Source organism: Methylobacter sp. S3L5C, assembly GCF_022788635.1.
GTDB lineage: Bacteria > Pseudomonadota > Gammaproteobacteria > Methylococcales > Methylomonadaceae > Methylobacter_C.
Genome location: NZ_CP076024.1, coordinates 2613183 through 2633379, shown reverse-complemented (window position 1 = coordinate 2633379; position 20197 = coordinate 2613183). Strand labels below are relative to the sequence as shown.

The window sequence follows — 20197 nt, the reverse complement described above, 5'->3', positions numbered from 1 at the left end:
CATGGCTTGTTGTTTTTGGATAGCAAGTCCACAACCTTAAAAAAACTCCATGGCAAAGCTAACAACACCCAATAAAATAATGCTTACAATGCTTTCAAAGGATCAGTAAATACGCAGCCGATCTTTTTGATATCATCCAAAGTCCATAGCTTGCCGTCTTTATTGGTGTGTGGCTGACTAATTAAAGTAAAGCCGTCACTACGTACGCCATGGCCTTCGGCAATCACTTCTGATAACTCACGACCTTCATATTGTTCAAAGATATTTTGGCACTCATAACGTTCCGGCTCAGACAGCCACATACGTTCGCCCCATGGATCACTAAACGAATGTTTTTTACCATTCGATTCAAGAACACGCAGCGTGCTGGCACCTTTGCAATAGCTTGGGCAAAAGGGGACTTGTGAGACGCGGTCAATATAGATTGGATGGTTGTTTTCAGCAAACCATTGCAGTGGCAAGAAGCCGCTGTTGGGATCTTCACAGCCACGTGCACGCCATTCTTCATAAACCTTTCCGTACATCTCATACCAGCCGGGGTAGTTGGCTTCGTACCATTCTGCTTCTTCGGCAGTCGGCAGAGAGACACGGAAAAAGCCTGTTGGCCACATAGCGTAAGCAAGCAAGAATAAATCGTGATGTGCCCAGTAAGCATCTTTTTTGGCATCGCGTAAGCTGGCTGGTGATTCAACGCCGTATTTGCCTAAACGACCAATCCAGATACCGCCCCAATCTTCATATACCCAACGGTTCCAGGTTTTTACCCAAGGCTCGACTTTAAAATGTGAGCCGTACTCAAACATCATACCCAGTACCGGTGTGAAATATTTTTGTTGAGTCCAGAAGGCATTGTTCAAATCAGTGTTCAAGTATTTTGAAGCCGCTTCGTCATTAGCAATCGATACGATGGTTTGATAACCGTTTGCCATGTGGCGTAATTCATCGGTTTCAATGGACAGAAAAACCGTAGGGGTCATTTCATCGCCGTTTGCTGATGCCCATTCGGTCACCGCAACGATTAACGGATTGGTAAAGCAAGCTTCACCGACTAACTGCAAGTTAATGGAACACTCAACCGCATCACCGGAAATAAAGCCATCTGCGAATACGCGTTTCATACCTTTCCACAGTGGACCGATAGCGCGTGTACGACGGGCATCATTATGACCGGCGGCATCTTGGCCTTGCTTGGCAAAGTAGTAGTTAATATAGGCACATTGGTTGGTATGACGGATTTCATCCATCACCTGACCCAAATAACCATTTTTTTGTTCAGGTGCAGACGCAGAATCCCACAGCATACCGGTTGCGGCAATCGCGTTGTACTCACCTACTTCCAGAAAGTTGGAAATAACTTTCATGGACTCATTCCATTTAGGATGTACACGGTTAGCAGCATCAACACGTGTCAAAACGTCTTGTAAACTACCAAATTGACGTTCGTCTTTAACCGATTCCATACGTGCATATTCTTTGGCGATTAGCTTGAATTGCTCTTTGGTATCATTGGCCATTTTGTATTTAGTCGAATATTTAGTCCGATTTTTATCAAAATCCCAAGTAAAGCTTTGCATCCATTTATGTACTTCTTGTGCTCCTACGCTGACTGGCGCGCGATTAACGGCCAAGGCATCGGTTGCTGCTTTTGTTGCTGTACTTATAGCCATGTGACTACTCCTGTTTATAATTAAATTAAATAAGGTCATCGTTGCTGTGCGTTTTAAGGAAACATGACACGTCTTAATGCGGGTTGCCAAGGCTGAACTAATGACCTGAAATACTATAAGCAAGTGCTGTGCCAAATATTAATTACATAAATATAACAATATAAATCAGCTGGTTGAAAATAATTTCGGGGATTGCCAATAGCCTGAAAACTGTATAATAGTTGAACACTGTCCAGTTATCGGACGTTCAATTTATGAGCATTCGCTGAAAATCTTGGAGTGTGCCACAGGCACACAGACTGGCATTAGATGAAAAAAAATTGTGGTCAGATGTGTATAAGCTCATTGGAAGATGATGGTAGGCCAAGTTGCATTACTTGCATTCAGCCTCAATCGACAAACTCACCGATTATGAAGTTCACGCCAAACGGGGTAGAGAAGCCATGAATTCTGCCGGGATTATGGAAAAATTTTCATGGCAAATTGGTGCATGACCATTGGAAAGTTTATTTCAGCTACGATGGTTGCAAACACGTTGCCTGCAATGCCCATCACCTAAGGGATGTGGATTATCTGAAAAAGCAATTCCAACAAACCTGGGCGGGCGAGATGGTGACTTTATTGGTCAACATTAAAAACACCCTGGCCGACTTGCCGCCAGAACAAGACTCTTTAAGCCCCGGACAAATCATTTTATTTGCACAGCAATACGATGGACTGGTTAAAAAGGGCTTGGCAGAAAACCCCTACACAGCAGCAAAACGCCGGAGGGTGGGATGAAAAAACGAGGCAAACCTAAACAGACCGCCGCCCATAATCTTCTGGCTCGTTTAAGGGACTATAAAGGCGGGACATTGGCCTTTATGTATTATTTTTCTGTGCCGTTTGACAATAATCTTACCGAGCGGGATATCCGCATGGTGAAAGTGAAGCAGAAAGTTTCCGGGGGATTTCGGACTTTTGTTGGTGCGCAACAGTTTGCTTCCATTCGCGGCTATATCTCCACTGCGCGTAAAAATTCAGTAAGTATTTTCACCGCCATCAATAATACTGTTGCTGGTGATTCCTTCATTCCGTACCTTCAATTTTAAAAAACACTTTTTTGGATTGCTGCTGGGCTGAGTAGTTACTAACACTTAATAATTATTTAAATAATGAAAAAAATAATTTTCCAACAAATATTATTAATAATATAAAAAATATTCTTGTTACTATTGCAATAAAAGGTACTTTATAAAAGTTTATTATTTTTTCTATGGCCATAAAAATGTTAATAAATCCTGACGTTATCTTTAAAGTGAGTGGGTGGATATCGTGTAAGATAAAAATATGTAATTTCACTATATCCTCTAATCTAGAGGTACAAAAATTATACAGGAGTAAAACTCATAAAAATTTTTTTTTGACTAAAGCGAGTGTTAACCTGTTTAATTGCTTACCAAGGTAAGTTAAGCTTACATAATGTGCAATATTCAAGTTTTAAAGATTAAGAATACGGCAAGGATGTTCCATTCTATTGATATAAGTTTTCAGGCACCGTCACAATGCCCTCCCCCCTTTGAAAAGGGGAACTAAAAATTACCGTTAACCTTTCATGGTTACTTAAATAATTTCCTGTGACGATAATACTAATGTTTAAAATTTTCTTATTTACCATATTATTGGCCCCTATTCCTTTTGGCGCCAATCGTCCATGGGCCTGGAGTTTATACGCGATGTTACTGGCGTTAGGCGGTTTGCTGGCCAGCATTGCTATTTTATTCAGACAATCGCCCGTGCAACTTACTATAAGGCCGGTTAAATATTCATTTTTTCTGATCTGTATCCCGATTGGCTGGGCTTTATTGCAACTTTCTAATGTTTCTCCCCTGGATTGGAGTCATCCTTTTTGGCAATTAGCTGCTGAACAATTATCACTACCTGTCCCGGCACATATTAGTTTGACACCCCATGAAACTGCAACAGCATTAATGAAACTGGGCAGTTATTTATTGGTGTTTTTTATTAGCTTACAATTTAACCGTCATAGTCAAAACGCCCTATTCACCTTTAATAATTTAGCTTATGCCGGGTTACTTTATGCTGTTTACGGCCTGATTATCTATTTAGGCCAGTTTAAAACGCTATTATGGTTTGACCAATGGGCACCCATGAATGCGGTAACCAGTACCTTTGTTAATCGTAATTCTTATGCTACTTATGCAGGCTTAACGCTACTAGCTGGATTACCGTTATTATTTGAAAAAATTCAGTCCAGCTTTCAGTATGGCCTTAAAAATAACTATGGCCGGCAGTTTTTTTTTGAAAATGTATTTATTCGCGGTTGGTTTGCTTTATTGCTTATTATTACCATAGCAACCGCATTGTTTTTAACCCAGTCTCGCGGTGGTTTTTTAAGTACAGCATTGGCTATTGTTGCTTTTTTTATTATTTTATTAGTAAATCATAAAATAATAAATAATTTTGCTGTCATGCTGTTATTAGGAGTTGTTAGTCTGGTTTCTTGGGGGGTATTTACGCGTAGTGGTGATAAATTAATCGACCGTCTTAATGCCACGTCACCTGAGAATGAAGGGCGCTGGATGGTATATGATCTTTTGGCAAAAGCCAATGCTGATAATAGTTGGTTAGGTATGGGTTATGGAAGTTTTGAAAAGAGTTTCCGTTTATATCGTGATGAAACTATAGTTGGGTTTTATGATAAAGCCCATAACACTTATCTGGAAAATATTTTTGAATTAGGTTTATTACAAGCTTCGTGTTTGTTTATGGCTATTTTCTTGATGGCTTTAGTTTGTTTACGCGGTGTTTGGATAAGACAAAGAAACTGGATTTATCCGGCCATTGGTTTCTCTGCAAGTTTACTGATTGGTGCGCATGCCTTGGTTGATTTCAGCTTACAAATACCTGCTATCGCTTATACCTATGCTTTAATAATGGGTGCCGCTGTTGCCCAATCTTTACCCACCAGAAAATATTGCCCTTAAGTGTATCTCAAATCGAAGCTTTGAAGTTGGCGAGTACTAAAATGTCAGGTGCAGAACGCAGGGCTTTTCAGGCGCTTATGACATTAAAACATTGCACAGGTAACACCCGATTAGCGGAGAGGATATTTGGTTGGGGTCGTTATACCGTTCAGTTAGGACTTAATGAGCAACGCACCGGAATTATTTGTCAGGGAGCACAAGCGGCTTGCAGTGGAGATAAATTATGGGAAGAAAAGCATCCTGATGTGGCCCAGGCACTATGGGCAATGGCAGATTCTTACCGTCAGCAAGATCCGACCTTTCATACTTCGCTGTTATACACGCGACTGACCGCAGCGAAAGCTTTGGAGCAGTTAACTGCCCAAGGCTTCCAAGCGGATCAACTACCCTCATCCAGCACCATGGCGGAGGTTTTGAACCGCAATAGTTACCAACTAAGTAGGGTGGTTAAGGCCAAGCCGCAAAAGAAACTTCCAGAAACAGATGCCATCTTTGACAATATCCATGAAAAAGATGGAAAAATCTTGGCAGACGAGGATTCTATGGGTAATAGACAAGTCAAACGTCTCAGTATAGACGGCAAAGCCACAGTCAATGTCGGCGATTACTCACAGGGTGGAAAGACGCGTGGTGACCACCGTGCTGCTCACCATGATATGGGGTGTAAGGAAAAATACGTTCCCTTTGGTATCATAGATGAGAACGAAGGGGCGTTATATCTGACATTCGGTAGCTCCTTCAAGACCAGCGATTTCATCGTAGACAGTTTGATGAGTTGGTGGAAAAACACCGGCACACAAGACCGTGCGGCAATCGCGCATGTCCAGATAAAGGTTGATAATGGCCCAAAAAGCAGCGGTGTGCGCACGCAGTTCCTTAAACGCATTGTCGACTTTGCGGACCCCACACCAGAAAAATAGTTCAGCTGCTCTACTATCCGCCTTACCACAGCAAGTACAATCCAATTGAGCGCTGCTGGGGTATTTTGGAGCAACATTGGAATGGTACGAAGTTGGTAACCGTTGATACCATGCTGGAATGGGCAAAAAGCATGACTTGGAAGGGATTAAAGCCAGTAGTCAAATTAAGCAAGACGATTTATCAAAAAGGAATTTCACTGTCTAAGAAAACGATGTTGGCGATTGAAGCCAGACTGGAATGTAACCCAATCTTGCCCAAATCGGACATTATGATTCGGCCTATCTGATAAGTAAATTAATTTCAGGAAATCGTCTTAGTTATAAGTTTTTAAACAAAAAAACAGGTTAGACTATTCAACATAAACGCATTCTTATCATTCAGAATATTGATGTAAAAAATATTTCAGGTTACATGAAGTAATTTAAAGTAGATTGAACTATTATATCAACTTGCAATTACTATAATACTGTAGTCTTTGAAGCTATTCTCATGAACTTTTAAAATCCTTTTAAAAAATATGTAGTTTTTTAAATTAATGTCTAATACCTGATATTTAAATTTTTTGATTTTAAAAAATCCTGATAAATCAGCTTTCAAAACTGCAAGCTCTTATCATGTAGTGCTTAGAGATAATGACAACAACATCTTGATTTATATAAAGTCGTCTTAGTCAAGCTAAAAAAATCAAACATTAAGCAATAATTACAGCATGAAAGACTAGTATTAAAAAATGCTGATTTTTTGATATTGTCATAATGAAATTTTCAGATTAACAAGTAAATACCCTTAATTATATCATGCATTTAATTAATTAATTACCTACATGAACTACTAAAACCAGACCATTTAAAAACATCAATCTAATGATACCTATAAAAATAATAAAACCATTTTTTTGCCTACTTATTTTAGCATTTAGTTTTAGCAGTTTTTCAGATGAGATAGCATTAACTGAGCATAATGGTGTATACATCATGCCTATTACACTCAATGATTCCGTTACCGTAAACGGAATATTAGATACGGGCGCCAGCGAAATGTTTATTCCATTTAATGTGATAGCCATGTTAATACAATCAAAATCAATTGCTATAAAAGATATTTTAAAAGAGGGTTTTTATAAATTAGCTGATGGCAGTACAAAAATCAGGGAACGAGTAAATATTACAAAAATTGTAATTGGAAATAATACATTTCATAATATAAGTGCAATAGTTGGTGCAAACAACTCTGAAATTTTAATTGGGCAGAGTTTATTAAAAAACCTTAGTTACCATATTGATAATCATAAAAAAATATTAACATTAAGCCGTAATTAATACCATTCGGCATAAATATTACTATATTTAAAAAATTTGTAATGCTTGTTGTCAATGGCCAACAGAATTGAGCCATTTTCGGCCATTAATATTGAGCCACTTTTCCAGAGAAAAATCACTTATTCAGCATTGATTTCAGTCAATAACTTTCCCTTCCCAACATAAAAATGTGTGAATGATGGATGGTTCTGTCAACGATAGGTGCAGCGATATTGCCATCAAACTTTTATTTCAGCGCTTAATTTAACTTTTTTAGGCTTATTTTTATGGCGTTCTTGAGCCAATTCGCCAGCCTGTTTATGTCGGCAGCCTCGCTGACCTTTGTTTCGACTAAGTTCGCGTGAAAGGCTACTTTGGTTTCGCCCCAGGGATTTAGCGATTTGATTCTGAGATATTCCCTTTTTTAATTCGATCTCTATATAATGTCTCTCTTCAGGACGTAGGTGTTTATAGCTCATTTGTAGCCTCTGTAGATCGTTTGGTAGCCGTTTACATACACCTATGTCTTGATTCTATTCAATTATGGTGTATTGCTAACCGTTACTTGCAGAGGTTATGCACTTATTATACGAATTCAGGTGACTTGAATTCAGGTCGTTGAAAAATAACGATTTTAACTTTTAAGTGAAAATTTTAAAATCTTTTAAAATCAAATAGTTAAAAAAGCTGTCCGAAGTATTGTTCCATTAAAGGGTCAAAAAATGTAAAACCTGAAAAAATTTATTTTAAAATTGCAAGTCTTTTTTTGTTTAATGTTTGAATCAATTGCCCCTTCTTTTTGTAGCTGTCACTCTATTTTGTAAAATACAAAGAAAAGCTTCACAGCACTCTTTAAGGAGCTGTTGGTCTGAGCATTTCCTTGTTATCCTTGGGGCTTTAAGGGAAACACTCATGCTTTGTTTGGTTAATCCACGCTTCAAGCGAATCTCTGTTTTGTTCTGTTATCTCGAACTGAACAGGGTGATGTGTTTTCTGTTGCATGATAATAGCTCGCGATGATACCCGGTTACTCTGGACTACGCGCCTATTCGAAGTTTGACCAGATCGCAGCCACGTAATTTGCTGTCAATGGCCAAGTTGAACAACGCCAACTCCCGAGTGTTTTTAACCATCTGCAAACGAATCCGAATTGCCCAAATCTCTTTCAATTTGAGCGATGATTTCTGACCAATCAATTTGCCCTTGTTCCATGGGACTTGATAGTTCTTTTGATCGTTGGTATCTTGCTTCATGACAAACTCCTAAAATGTAAGTAAAGGAGTCTTATTGTTATACTGTTTCCAGTAAGTAGTTAGTGACTAATTGGCTATAAACCAACTGACCAAAACCGACCATTGAAAATTGATGATTAATTATGATCAGATGTTATCTGGATAACTTTTTTCGTACATTGACATGTTATCCCATTTAGATATCTGTGTAATCTTTGATTTGGACGGCACGCTCGTAGATAGCGAGGGGCTTTGCAATCAAGCATTTCTTGATCTGCTCCCACAACTGAGCGATACAGTGGAATCATTGATTCAGCAGTATCGTGGCAAAAAGCTGGCCCCAATTCTTGCTGATCTTGAGGGCCGCCTTTGCCAGAATCTACCAGATGACTTTGAACAACATTATCGCCAACGTGTTACGGAACTTTTCTCTCGTGAATTGAAACCTATGCCAGGCGTTGTTGAGATGCTCGAAGCCACAAACTTCTCCAGGTGTATTGCCTCAAGTGGGCCTCCTTTGAAAATTCGTCAGGCGCTGCAAGTTAGCGGCCTTGCACCTTACTTTGGTGAGAGCATCTTTAGTTCATATGAAGTGGGATCATGGAAGCCGGAACCAGGTCTATTCCAATTCGCAGCAAATGCGATGGGCTTTAGACCTGGACAATGCGTGGTTGTAGAAGATAGTGACGTTGGGATTGAGGCTGCCACAGCAGCAGGAATGCAAGCATTTCAGTATGTACGAAAGGGTGAAACCTCGTCATGCCGATCTATAGTGCGATTTGACGATATGTCTCAGCTTCCTAAACTACTCGCTCACTTTGCTGGCATTGCCAAATTCTGACATTATCAGCATTCAAAATAATTATTACACCGTTTCACCGTCAGGTTTGGGTTGCTGTCGATTGACTGTCCATTAATTTACTCACTATGATCGCTTTTGATTACTTTCAAGTGATTCGTTAGGATCAAGATGAATGACCTAATGCATGTAGACCATAAATACTGACAGATATTAGGAAGAGTATACTGGTCAATAGTGATTAAATTATGTCATTGCAACCGATTGGAGTAACTTCTCATTAGCTGCAGGTACATTATAAATCAATGACTTACATGACGATAAAATTTAAAAACCATGCCTTTTCTTATAAGAAGTTATCGCAACTCGATTTGATTTCTGATTATCCAGCACTAAAAAAGCGAGTTTTAGTGAATTTCAAGGGCGCTAACTTATTGAAAAATAAGCTTACCTGTAACTAATAAGAAATTGCCGAAAAAGAATATTATTTTTCTACCCGACAGAATAAGTACGGCCAACTGCGGTCCGATGGTTACTCCAAACCTTGGACATGTTTTTAGATTGCTTTATTCGTTAATTGAGTTGCTTTAGATAGTTTTCTGCAACATCGATATGTTTATTTCTTTTCTCTTCCGGCATTTTATCAAACATTTTTACCAGCATACCCATCCGTGGGTTTGTCAAAAAGAACTGCCTGTGTACATGCATGAACCGCCAGAACAAACCATCCCATATTTCAGTCCAGGCGCCTTTTGGATAGTCACTCATTTTCAGCAGGTAATTACTTCCGCTGATATAGGGCTTGGTCGTCATCAGGCCACCATCGGCAAATTGGCTCATGCCATAGACATTAGGCACCATCACCCAATCATAGGCATCCACGTACATTTCCATAAACCAGCGATAGACCTCATCAGAATGAAACTCACAAAGCAGCATAAAGTTACCCATGACCATCAAGCGTTCGATATGATGGCTGTAGCCTGTTTGCAGCAGTTTTTGTATCACATTGTCGACAGGAAAAATCCCTGTTGTACCTTGCCAAAAACTGTCTGGAATCTTTCTTTTAAAGCCCCAGAAATTTTTGCTCCGTTGATTGCTGCCCTCCCGTTCATACACAATCCGGATAAACTCGCGCCAGCCCAGAATTTGTCTGATGAAGCCTTCTAAAGAATTCAAGGGGATATTTTTGTTGTCGCCTACTTGTAAAGCCCTATCGATAATTTGTTGTGGAGAAAGCAAACCAATATTCAGCATGGGCGTTAACACGGAATGATGCAAATAATGTTCGTTTCCTACCATCGCATCTTCATAACTGCCGAATTTTTCAAAACGCGTTTCTAAAAACTCATCCAGCCAGACGGAAGCACCGGCATGGTCGGTTGGATAAATAAAATTTTCTGTACTGGCATAGTTGTCGGGAAAATATTTCACGACATAAGCCTTGGCTTCTTTTACATGGTTATCGTCTTTTGCAACAGTGACTACTGGCGGCTTGTCATTTTTTGGATACTTGAGGCGATTGTCTGCATCAAAAGTCCACTGGCCTCCGAGCGGGTGTCCTGCTGTATCCAATAAAATCAACCGTTGCTTGCGCTGCTCAATATAAAAGGCGGTTTGAAAATAGGTTTTCTTTTTATCGAAAAAGGGTTTTACGTCAACAAGCGTATTTAAAAAATTCGGTGATGCCGTTTCTGTAATTTTGATGTTATGTGAGTTGCAACCGCTTTTGATTCGGGACTTTAACCAGTTATCAGCAACATCGGCAAACTTTATACCAGTAATGTTTTGTTGAGCCAGGTGATTGATCAACTTTCTGACATCGCTTAACTCATTTTGGCTGTCAATATAGTGCACCTTTACATTTTTTTGATCTAAAAAGTGGGCATATTTTTTCATGCTGGCCCGATGTAATACCAGCTTGTGCTGATGAAAACGGTATTGCTTGAAAAACAGACATTCTTCAATGAGATAAACAGCCTGGCCTTTTACTATGCAAGTATGGTTGGCAAAAAGTTGATGAGGGAAAATCAAGGTAACAGTGGTCATACAGCTTTATTTTCCTAATTTAAAATAGTCAGTTCTATTGCTTGAATTTTTTTTCCGGACAGTGATGCAACAACTTACCTTATTTGACCTGAAAAATAGGCTACCAACTTAAGCCGGGACAGATAACTTTCCGGGAACGCCGAGCTCCAGTTTGGCACGGGATAGTCAAAGCGATTACTGACTATGGGTGACTACGCCGAGCTGGGGCTCAGCGCTCATGGAATCAATAGGCAAGTTTTATTTATCTGTCCTGCTTTTTATGGTGGTCGAAAAATACGAACAACAACATCATTCTTAAGTGTTAATTTAACGATAACAACCAGTAACTGCGCTCTGGGTAATTAATGTCATGAACCGGCAATTCTTTGAATCCTTGTTTAATATACAGATTGCGCATGCCATAGGCTTGCAGGTCTGTTCGACCTATCCGATAATCAAACTTATGTCGACGTAACTCCGAAATCAATGTCGCAGACAACTGCTCTGCAACACCAAATCTTCGATATTTTGATCTTACACCCAGACCACCCACATAAAAAGTTCGCTGGTTACTATTAGCAAGAAAATCCAAAGCATAGCCACCGGAAATCTTAAAAAAAGTCTGATCACGAGGATCATCAGACGCCACAACCAACTCCTGACCAAGCATATAACCTATTAAATGACCTTCTTGTTTATGCCTTGCGATGATCAATATGGAATTCTTTCTCATCATTTCGACACCCAGTCCAAACATGATTCTTGTCGCTGAAAAGTTCTCGTTCCATGGAGACTCACTGAATACTTCACAAATAATTTCTGCCAGATCTGATATCAAAAGACCGTATTGATCTGACCTTAAATCATTCAATGTGATGACATGAACATCAAAAAATTCAGCCATAGTTAATCAGACTTTTTGGCAGATAATCGGTACCAAATAAAAAGTGAAATCAAGATTATTGGAAATAAAGTTACCGAAAACTCTGCCGGTGAACAACCACGACTACAGTTAATTAACATCAATAAAAACAAAAAAATAAAAACGCCTAACGTGGTTAATATTCTCATGATAAATTCCTCCTAACAAAATTTAATGCCCACACCATTTATGGTAATAAAGATATACAAGGATTTTCTATAAAAGCAACTTGCCTTAGTTGAGCAAAAAAGGACAGGTGGATTCGTCTCCGAAGTGAAATTTATGCGAATTCTTGCCATGTATCGCTAAAAAAGCATCAAGTTTAATGGGTTGGAAGGATTGATGAATACAGGGTAATGAGATTTTACGTTGAATATTAGGCGTAAATTTAAGCGCACGGGTCAAATTGAGTTACTATCGAAAACTCTGATATTCAAAAAGTTGATAGTGCAGTAACCCCGGAAAGCTAAACCATTGAGTCAAATTCGAAGTAGTGATCATCAAGTAACGGCCAACTGCTGTCATTGGCGACAGGCCGCTTTATAGCGATGAATATGACAGAATGAAGTTGGGCAGCATGTACTATTATTTTTTGGTACCTTTACACCTTGAAAAGGGATTAAAATCAAGTTATACAATTGCTATTGTTAGACATTTTGGCTTATTTTGTCTAGTCGCCAGACTAAAAAATTATCCAGAAGCTGGGTAACATGTAAAATCGTGTATTATGAAGCTCTCTATAATCATTTGTTAGGTTGCCATAGTACCTTCCATGACCTCTATTCGTCGCTATCAAAAACCCGATTGGCCGGTCGTCTGGCCCCTGCTCCAGACTACATTTTCCTCGGGTGATACCTATGCATTCTCCCCCGATAGCAGCGAGTCCGAAATACATAAAGCTTGGGTTGAGACTGCGGCCGCAACGTATGTCTCCTGTACCAAAGATGGCCGGCTGTTGGGAACGTACATCATCAAAGCGAACCAACCTGGTCTCGGTTCACATGTCTGCAACTGCGGCTACATCGTCGCGCCAGAAGCTCAGCGCCAAGGCGTTGCTTCAGCCATGTGTGAACATTCTCAGCGGGAAGCTGTGTCTATGGGTTTCATCGCGATGCAATTCAATCTGGTTGTTTCTACGAATGAACGGGCGGTCCGACTCTGGAAGAGGCTCGGCTTCCACGTCGTCGGCACACTTCCGCGTGCTTTCCACCATCAAAGCCTTGGATTTGTCGATGCCTTGGTCATGTACAAGAAGCTGGCAAGCTAATTAGACAAAAGGATACGGACTGTCTAATGTTTTGGGTGCCTAGTTATTGTTGTTTGTTAAACTTCGCGAATAGCGGGTATAAACAGATCGTTTGGAACTCTGGCATCAAGGAGGCTCATGGTGCATTTGCTGGCGCATCCATTGCAAGAACGCAGTGCGACGAGGATCACTTTCGAATGGTAGAGGCGAAAGCAGGAAATACTCGGAGCCGTCGCGCATGAAACCAAAAGGTGCCACCAGACGACCGCTGTCGATTTCTTCCTGAACCATGAACACGGAACCGATCGCTACACCCAAACCTGCGCAGGCTGCCTGCAAACTGAGATAGAAATGCTCGTATGTCTGGCTGTCGCCATGACCGGTGTCGGTTTTGCTGACGCTGCGCCAATTTGCCCAGGCTGTCATGCGCGAGGAAGTGTGCAACACTTTTTGCAATGGCAAATGTAACTGACCTCGTTTCAACAGCGCAGGCGCGCACACTGGTGCTATCCACTCATCGCACACTTTTTCCGCGTGGATGCCAACAGCCCAATTGAAGTCATTGCGGCGCAATGCAACGTCGACACCATCGCGCTGGAATGCAACCGACCCACCGGAGGCAAAAAGGTGTAGTTGCACCTCGGGATGTTGTTTATAAAAATGGCTCAACCGAGGTATCAGCCATTTCATCGAAATCGTCGGTTCACATGAAACCACCAAAGGCACATGACGCACCGGCTTGCGCAATGCATCGATCGTGGCATCGAGACGCTCGAATACCTGCTGGGCGGCGACCAACAGTTGTGACCCTTGCGGCGTCAGGAACACGCCACGGTTACGACGTTCGAACAAGGCCATGCCAAGCGACTCTTCCAGCAAACGAATTTGCCGACTGACTGCGCCATGCGTGATTCGCAACTCGTCTGCAGCCTTAACGAAACTGCCAAGCCTTCCTGCTGCCTCGAAAAAACGCAAAGTATTTAGTGGTATTTGTCTAGCCATAATCAGTTAGTTTTAGTCACACATTATCGACAGGTTTAATCGCTTTTCATTACTGACCATTATATAGATAATTTGTATCTAGGCACCCTGTCTGGAAGTCATCTTTCTGTCACATTAAGACGATGATTATTAACCGATGAAGAGAATTCAAATGAGGTCTCTCCAGGAGATACATAGCATGACAACTTTGTTAAATGAAGGTCGGATTTTCGCCGAGCCAGATACGATAATTAATCGATTATGCAGCCTCATTAGTCGTAAGGATCGTTGTTTCATTCCAGCTGAGAGAGTACAGCAGTATTTATCCGAAGGCTCGGCTGAGCCATTGAACGATGCATTGGCGTTTCAAGATAGCTGGAACGATTTGCCCTGCGACGAATATATGGCGGACGGCGGACATTACCGATCGCGCAGGCATGCCACGCTGCGCGGACTGCCATCGAGCCATATTGTGTATATAGAGCCCCATCAACCACATTACCAAAGCCTCACCTACAACAGTCTCAACGGTAACATTGCACGCTACTTCCAGCCTATTGCCAGAAAAATTCTGGGCGGCTCGACCATGACAGCGATTTTGCGGCTGTGCTGCGGAATTTTCGGACGGCTGTCGCCTTACGCCCATTGACATATCGAGATCCACCAGTTCCGTATCGATGCCAAGCTTGCGGCCGAAGGCAAGCCCACACCGGAAGGCATACATCGCGACGGGGTCAACTTCGTATTGATGATGATGGTCAAGCGGACCAACGTCGTCAACGGCTGCACTCAGATCTATGACCTGAACAAGCAAAAGATCGACAGCTTCACGTTGACCAACATGTTCGATACTGCGATCGTCAATGACCAGCATGTACTGCACGGGGTAACGCGCATCATCCAACTTGATATTGATCAACCCGCGAGTCGTGATGTTTTAGTGGTCACCTTCCGCAAAAAATAAGTTTAGGAATGTCGCGCGAGGTCATTTCGAAGACCCCGCGCGATCGTCACAATAATTGAAAGAGAAACCTATGAGCGAACTAATTGCTGTTGCATTGATCACCATACTAGCCACCATCAGTCCAGGCCCGGATTTCGCAATGGTCACGCGTAATAGCTATTTACATGGCCGTAATGCCGGCCTGCTCGCTGCGCTCGGTATTGCGCTTGGAGTCCAGGTACATGTTTTCTATACGATGTTTGGTATTGGACTCATCATCGCTAACTCTCCTTCTCTGTTCATCTTGATCAAGGTCGTCGGCGCCTTGTATTTGATCGTGATCGGATGGAAAACCTTCAACAACCAGTCAAAACTGGCTATAGATTTACATTTTAAAGTTCCTGCGTCACCCTTCAAAGTGTTTCTTAATGGCTTTTTGACCAATGCACTGAACCCGAAGACGACGTTGTTTGTCATTAGCACCTATACCCAGGTAGTGCAGGCTGGAACGCCGCTGACGATCCAGTTCAGCTACGGGCTATTCATGTCCACAATCCACTTCATTTGGTTTTCACTGGTTGCCGTATTTTTCTCACAACAGGCGTTTCGTTCCCGCATGATAAGTCACCAGAATGTGATCGACAAACTGATCGGTTCAGTTTTAATGGGACTAGGTGTGTCTCTGGCCTTCACCAATGTTTAATAAAAAACTAACGAATTATTAGTTTTAATTCAACGAGCTGAATGATGTCTTATTTATTTACGAAGCAATCTTTACGGTCACCTAATATAGCATGTATTGATCTGGAGGGCGTACTGGCGCCAGAAATGTGGCCGCACGTCGGGCTATGCGCCGGCATTCCCGAGCTGTTCGTCACGACTCGGGAAGAACCGGATTATCTGCAGCTGATGCGGCGACGTATTGCATTGTTGCGGCAACATGGGCTAAAACTGATCGACGTTCAGCGCATCGTGGCCACTCTGCCGGTGCTGGATGGTGCAGTCGATTTCGTATTGGCGTTAAGGCGCGATTATCGTGTACTGGTGGTTTCTGACGCATTTACCGAACTGGCGGCCCAATTCTGCACACAGCTTGGTGAACCGGAACTTCAATGTCACCGACTCTCAGTCGCAAGTGATGGATTTATTGATGGTTGCCACTTCTTGCCACGACGAGGAAAAGAGGAAACTGCGCGTGCTTTTCAGGAGGCAGGACACCACATTCTCGCCGTGGGAGATGCCTTTAATGATCTGGCCATGCTGCACTTGGCCGACCTTGGGTTTTTATTTCGTCCATCGCAACAGACTATCAATGCCGCTGGCGACTTGCGGGTAGTTGGATGTTATGACGAAATACTGCGAGCCATCGAGGATAGCCAAGTCCTCTAATAAACAAGGTTTCGAGTATCGGTAATTGTCAATGTAGTTGTCGCCTCGACGGTTAAATCTTACTCTGGTTTGTTTTCTGAATAATCACTTCCTTGATAGCATTTTTTTGTTTAGGCCTTGTCTGGGTTAAGGTGGACTGTCTGGATTTTTCCCCAATTACGGGAGCTTCCAGTCCAGCGTTGCGGATGTTTAGCACGTGCTGCTTTGTAGACGGCTTTACGGTTATCCAGAAGCTTGTCGTCCAAGCCTTCATGACGTTGTGCTGGTGTAACAAAGCGGATAGCGCTGTGACGATGCTCATGGTTGTACCATTCCACTAAGCTTGTGACCCACTGGCGCGCTTCCGTAACATCGGCGAACGGCTTTAGCGGATAGTTAGGACGATATTTCAAGGTCTTAAACAGCGATTCTGAGTACGGATTATCGTTGCTAACCGATGGCCGACTAAACGAAGGCATGACACCAAGCTGTTGCAAGGTCGCCAGCATAGTCGATCCCTTCATTGGGCTGCCGTTGTCAGAATGCAGGATAAGCTGTTCTGCCTGTATACCTTCACGATGACAAAGATCACGTAACAATTCGCCAGCCAAGGCGCTGTTTTCTTCTTCATATACCTGCCAACCGACGATCTTTCGGCTGAAAATATCAACAAATAGATACAGATAGAAAAACTGTCCACGGATCAGTGATGGCAGATAAGTAATGTCCCAACTGTACAGTTGATTAGGTGCTGTAGCACAGACCGCGCGCGGCTTGGTGCGTATTTGAACTGGCCGTTCGCTACGCCGATGGGTAAGCTGTTTTTCCTCGCGCAGGATGCGATAGAAGGTCGACTCAGACGCCAGATAGCTGCCTTGGTCGGCCAGTCGTGGCACGATCTGACTCGGTGGCAGATGACCAAATTCATCTGAATTGGCGAGTGTCAGCACCTCGGTGCGCTCGATTGCTGTTAGTTTGTGTGGCGGTTGATAGTCACGCAAAGGGCGTTGATCGCAGTGAATCGTCTCACCGGTCTGCCAGCGTTGCAAGGTCCGTTCGCTCAGGCCCAGCACCTCACAGGCTTTAGCTTTGCGAGCCCCCGCTGTTACCGATTCATTCAGTAAAACAATCACTTGCTTGCGCTCTTCGTGAGGAGTCATTCGACCTCTCCCCCCAAGAGCGCACGGAACTTTTTTTGCAGCACCAACAGCGCTGCGGCCTCTGCCAAGGCCTTGTCTTTACGTAATAATTCGCGCTCAAGAGTTTGGTTTTCTTCTTTCAATGTACGTAAAATCCGCGCTTCTTCGCGTTTGCCTACTGAGTCACCCTGGCTACAAAAATCTGTTTTCCACTGCTCCAGTTGATGAATAAAAACGCCGCGTTCACGACACCAGACATTTAAGTCTTCACCAATCAAATTATAGGTTTTTTGTAAAGCGGTAAAGCGTTCTTCAGAGCTCCAATCTTCGGGACGCTTTGATTTCCGGGGTGCAGGTTTGACGTCCTGTTCTTTCTTTTTCATCCAAGCCTTCAAGGTAGTTAAATGGATATTCAATTCGTTTGCGACGGACTGAACCGATTGGTCATTGCTACGATTGTATACTTTTACCAAGGCCTGTTTTTTGAAGCCTGCTCGGAGATATTGAAGCCATGGAAATCAACCTGGGTTTAAGACATAAACGGTCTACACCGCCACCAAGCTATCATCCTGACATCCAAGAAGCCGTTCACGGTTTGAGATCGCTATTCAACTTGGAGGACACCGGTTCAGATGATTTTTCTGATTCGCCAGAAATAAGACCAGCAACCAAGGTAGGCCGGAACGATCCTTGTCCCTGCGGCAGTCGCAAGAAATTTAACAAATGCCGCCTACATTAATACCTAATTAGTGTTTGAACGGTAATAAATTATTTAATACAAAACAATAAGTTGCGATAAAATAGGCTATTGAAAATCAAATAACAGCCTATTGGCGTATAAAATGCTGAATTTAAGTAACTTGCTGATAATTATGATTATTATTTTCATCGAAAAGGGCTTGGCAAAAGCTACCTCCCGGATAAGCGCCTCAGCTTTCAAATTCTCGTTGGAAAACTCCCGATGAGAAAGGTATTTTCTCCACAAATGAGCATCGGTCAACGCGATATTGCTGATATCAAAATAGATGTTTCCTCCCGTGATGACATTCCGATCATCTTGCTGGGCTTGCAACACATTTATACGACTCAGCCATTAAGGGATGCTGTTTTTAAAATACTGGAGGATGTGGTGCCTACTAAAATTGACGCCGAAGTGACAAAAATCGTTGCCATCGACAAAGGCCGCCCCGGTATGAATCAATGGTCGATTTTGGTGTTAGGATCGCTACGCGTAGGACTGAATACAGACTATGATCGCATTCTGGAGTTGGCCAATCAGCATAACACCCTACGTGAAATGCTCGGTCTTGGTTGCTTTGATGCCGACAAACGCTATCGCCTGCAAACCTTGAAAGACAATCTCAAGCTGTTTACGCCAGCGATCATGGCGCGTATTAGTACTGAAGTTATTCGAGCCGGCTATCAATTACTGGATCTGGATATTCATGCGCTGATCAGAGGCCGTTGCGATTCTTTTGTGTTAAAAACCAACGTGCATTTTCCAACCGATATCAGTTTACTGCATGATGCGATCCGGATTCTGATTCGGACGTGCGTCAAATGGAGCTTGCAACATGCCTTGCCTGAATGGCGATTGCATAAGCACAACCTGTCTAAATTTAAAAGGCGGTATCGCACGCTGCAAAAACTCAAACATTCCACGTCAAAAAATGACGCTATCAAGGCCGCCAAAGCACTTGAGATCAAACAGGCCTACCAGGACTATATTGATTTGGCAGGGTTTTATCTTGAGCGCACTAAAGCCAGTATGTTGACGTTAAAAAATCACTTTCACATACCAGAAGTGTTGCTTACCGATCTGAGCACTTTTAGCCTGCATGCCGAACGTCAAATCGAGCAGATTAGACGTCGCGCTATTCAAGGAGAAACCATTCCCCATGATGAAAAAGTCTTTTCCCTGTTCCAGACCCACACCGAATGGATCAGCAAAGGCAAAGCCGGAGTCCCGGTTGAACTGGGCTTGCGGGTCTGTATCATGGAAGACCATCAGGGCTTTATATTGCACAGTCAAGTCATGCAAAAGACTACCGACGACAAAGTCGCCGTGCCGATGGTTAAAGCGACTCAAGTAAAATTCCCAAGTTTTAACGCCTGTAGCTTTGACAAAGGTTTCCACAGTCCGGCCAATCAAACCGACCTGAAAGCCCTCCTTGAGCAAGTCGTTTTACCCAAAAAAGGCAAGCTATCCAAAGCCGACCAGAATCGTGAATACACCGCGGAATTTAAACAGGCAAAAAAGCAACATTCCGCCGTAGAATCGGCTATTAATGCGTTAGAAGTACATGGGCTGGATAAGTGCCTTGATCATGGCATTGAAGCCTTCGAGCGTTATGTTGGCTTAGCCGTGTTATCGCGTAACATTCAAAAGCTCGGCACAATTAAACGCGACATGGAACGGCTAAGGCTTGTTAACGAGCAACAAAAACTAGCTGCCTGACGCTTTTTTGAGAACAGCCAACAGGTTATCCACAGGAAAGGTGCGCTTATAATTTGTGATTATTAGAAATAATTCTGAAAAACTGATGGTAAATCAGAAAATAAGTCGTTTGTTCCACTCCGGAAAGATTTTTCCAAAAAATATTTCCGGATGTTGAGCTGGTTTTTTTGAAAAGTGGCTTTTTCGTTCAGGCACTAATTACTCCAAT

Annotated in this window: 18 protein-coding genes and 2 pseudogenes; 13 read left to right on the top strand and 7 right to left on the bottom strand. The window is 42.4% G+C overall.

Annotation, left to right across the window (positions count from 1 at the left end):
• Positions 1-83: 83 nt before the first annotated feature.
• Positions 84-1667 (bottom strand): aromatic/alkene monooxygenase hydroxylase subunit alpha, encoded by a 1584-nt coding sequence (mmoX, locus tag KKZ03_RS11720; RefSeq protein WP_243217030.1) that lies wholly within the window; start codon positions 1665-1667, stop codon positions 84-86.
• 447 nt (positions 1668-2114) lie between these two features.
• Here mmoX and KKZ03_RS21800 point away from each other — a divergent pair, with 447 nt between their 5' ends.
• The 6 genes from KKZ03_RS21800 to KKZ03_RS11700 all read left to right on the top strand — a co-directional run bounded on the left by KKZ03_RS21800 (position 2115) and on the right by KKZ03_RS11700 (position 6894).
• Positions 2115-2447, top strand: coding sequence for a transposase (locus tag KKZ03_RS21800; protein WP_371744896.1), 333 nt, complete (start codon positions 2115-2117; stop codon positions 2445-2447).
• Positions 2444-2758: a transposase gene (locus tag KKZ03_RS21795; protein WP_256451969.1), complete on the top strand. Its 315-nt coding sequence runs from the start codon at positions 2444-2446 to the stop codon at positions 2756-2758. The genes KKZ03_RS21800 and KKZ03_RS21795 overlap by 4 nt, the downstream gene beginning before the upstream one ends.
• Before the next feature lie 540 nt (positions 2759-3298).
• Complete coding sequence (locus KKZ03_RS11710) at positions 3299-4654, top strand: O-antigen ligase (protein ID WP_243217029.1); 1356 nt, start codon at positions 3299-3301, stop codon at positions 4652-4654.
• 41 nt (positions 4655-4695) lie between these two features.
• Complete coding sequence (locus tag KKZ03_RS11705; RefSeq protein WP_243217028.1) at positions 4696-5574, top strand: hypothetical protein; 879 nt, start codon at positions 4696-4698, stop codon at positions 5572-5574.
• Complete coding sequence (locus KKZ03_RS22040; protein ID WP_371744895.1) at positions 5571-5861, top strand: hypothetical protein; 291 nt, start codon at positions 5571-5573, stop codon at positions 5859-5861. Before KKZ03_RS11705 ends, KKZ03_RS22040 begins: the two co-directional genes overlap by 4 nt.
• Positions 5862-6438: 577 nt before the next feature.
• Complete coding sequence (locus KKZ03_RS11700) at positions 6439-6894, top strand: retropepsin-like aspartic protease (protein ID WP_243217027.1); 456 nt, start codon at positions 6439-6441, stop codon at positions 6892-6894.
• A gap of 218 nt (positions 6895-7112) precedes the next feature.
• Here the strand turns inward: KKZ03_RS11700 and KKZ03_RS11695 are convergent, their stop codons facing one another.
• The gene (locus KKZ03_RS11695; RefSeq protein WP_243217026.1) at positions 7113-7352 is read right to left on the bottom strand and encodes a helix-turn-helix domain-containing protein; all 240 of its coding nucleotides are present in this window, start codon (positions 7350-7352) and stop codon (positions 7113-7115) included.
• A gap of 558 nt (positions 7353-7910) precedes the next feature.
• Complete coding sequence (locus tag KKZ03_RS11690; protein WP_243217025.1) at positions 7911-8126, bottom strand: hypothetical protein; 216 nt, start codon at positions 8124-8126, stop codon at positions 7911-7913.
• 163 nt (positions 8127-8289) lie between these two features.
• Between KKZ03_RS11690 and KKZ03_RS11685 the strand changes: the two genes are divergently transcribed.
• A complete protein-coding gene (locus tag KKZ03_RS11685) occupies positions 8290-8946 on the top strand; it encodes an HAD-IA family hydrolase (RefSeq protein WP_243217024.1) in 657 nt (218 codons plus the stop codon).
• Between the two features lie 531 nt (positions 8947-9477).
• Here the strand turns inward: KKZ03_RS11685 and KKZ03_RS11680 are convergent.
• On the bottom strand, positions 9478-10953 hold the full coding sequence (locus KKZ03_RS11680; RefSeq protein WP_243217023.1) for a cryptochrome/photolyase family protein: 1476 nt from the start codon (positions 10951-10953) through the stop codon (positions 9478-9480).
• 301 nt (positions 10954-11254) lie between these two features.
• Complete coding sequence (locus tag KKZ03_RS11675; protein ID WP_243217022.1) at positions 11255-11836, bottom strand: N-acetyltransferase; 582 nt, start codon at positions 11834-11836, stop codon at positions 11255-11257.
• Between the two features lie 790 nt (positions 11837-12626).
• On the opposite strand from KKZ03_RS11675, the gene KKZ03_RS11670 reads away from it, so the two are divergent.
• Positions 12627-13121 (top strand): GNAT family N-acetyltransferase, encoded by a 495-nt coding sequence (locus KKZ03_RS11670; protein ID WP_243217021.1) that lies wholly within the window; start codon positions 12627-12629, stop codon positions 13119-13121.
• Between the two features lie 105 nt (positions 13122-13226).
• Here the strand turns inward: KKZ03_RS11670 and KKZ03_RS11665 are convergent, their stop codons facing one another.
• Positions 13227-14102 (bottom strand): LysR substrate-binding domain-containing protein, encoded by an 876-nt coding sequence (locus KKZ03_RS11665; protein WP_243217020.1) that lies wholly within the window; start codon positions 14100-14102, stop codon positions 13227-13229.
• Between the two features lie 136 nt (positions 14103-14238).
• Between KKZ03_RS11665 and KKZ03_RS11660 the strand changes: the two are divergent.
• The 3 genes and pseudogenes from KKZ03_RS11660 (at position 14239) to thrH (ending at position 16413) form a co-directional block, all read left to right on the top strand.
• Positions 14239-15045: pseudogene (locus KKZ03_RS11660) on the top strand (2OG-Fe dioxygenase family protein).
• Positions 15046-15115: 70 nt separating this feature from the next.
• Positions 15116-15727, top strand: coding sequence for a LysE family translocator (locus tag KKZ03_RS11655; RefSeq protein ID WP_243217019.1), 612 nt, complete (start codon positions 15116-15118; stop codon positions 15725-15727).
• Between the two features lie 41 nt (positions 15728-15768).
• Positions 15769-16413 (top strand): bifunctional phosphoserine phosphatase/homoserine phosphotransferase ThrH, encoded by a 645-nt coding sequence (gene thrH, locus KKZ03_RS11650; RefSeq protein WP_371744716.1) that lies wholly within the window; start codon positions 15769-15771, stop codon positions 16411-16413.
• A 110-nt stretch (positions 16414-16523) separates the two neighbouring features.
• Here the strand turns inward: thrH and KKZ03_RS11645 are convergent.
• Positions 16524-18004 (bottom strand): annotated as a pseudogene (locus KKZ03_RS11645) (IS3 family transposase).
• 38 nt (positions 18005-18042) lie between these two features.
• Between KKZ03_RS11645 and KKZ03_RS22035 the strand changes: the two are divergent.
• Positions 18043-18270 carry an SEC-C metal-binding domain-containing protein gene (locus KKZ03_RS22035; protein ID WP_371744715.1) on the top strand — a complete coding sequence of 76 codons (228 nt, stop codon included), beginning with the start codon at positions 18043-18045 and terminating at the stop codon, positions 18268-18270.
• A gap of 222 nt (positions 18271-18492) precedes the next feature.
• Entirely contained in the window at positions 18493-19989 is a 1497-nt protein-coding gene (locus KKZ03_RS11640) for an ISNCY family transposase (RefSeq protein ID WP_243216937.1), read from the top strand.
• The last annotated feature ends 208 nt before the right edge of the window (positions 19990-20197 follow it).